Origin of the sequence: Vibrio sp. 10N.222.46.A1 (assembly GCF_041473595.1) — a bacterium.
GTDB classification, from domain to species: domain Bacteria; phylum Pseudomonadota; class Gammaproteobacteria; order Enterobacterales; family Vibrionaceae; genus Vibrio; species Vibrio tasmaniensis_A.
In genome coordinates this window covers 1-267 of sequence record NZ_JBFRSN010001601.1, presented here as the reverse complement: position 1 = coordinate 267, position 267 = coordinate 1, and the positions used below count along the sequence as shown (strand labels likewise).

General features: G+C 39.7%; 1 pseudogene. It reads right to left on the bottom strand.

The window, feature by feature from the left end:
- Positions 1-61 precede the first annotated feature (61 nt).
- A pseudogene (gene pflA / locus AB4496_RS28365) lies at positions 62-267 on the bottom strand (pyruvate formate lyase 1-activating protein); the annotation flags it as partial.

Genomic DNA, 267 nt, shown 5'->3' with positions numbered 1-267 from the left:
AAAAAGAAAACGCCCCAATCGAAATTGAGGCGTTTGAAATCACTATTAACGTAAGTCTAAATTAGTATTTTACGTTTGAATGGTATTGACTGAGGATAGCAACAATCTCGTCCATTTTTTCTTTGCTTGGCGGATTTGTACCTTCAAGAGGGTAGTCGTGACCCAATGCTTCCCACTTATGAGCACCTAGCTTGTGGTATGGAAGCAGTTCTACTTTTTCGATGTTATCCATGTCCTTAATGAATTCACCCAGAAGATGCGCATCTT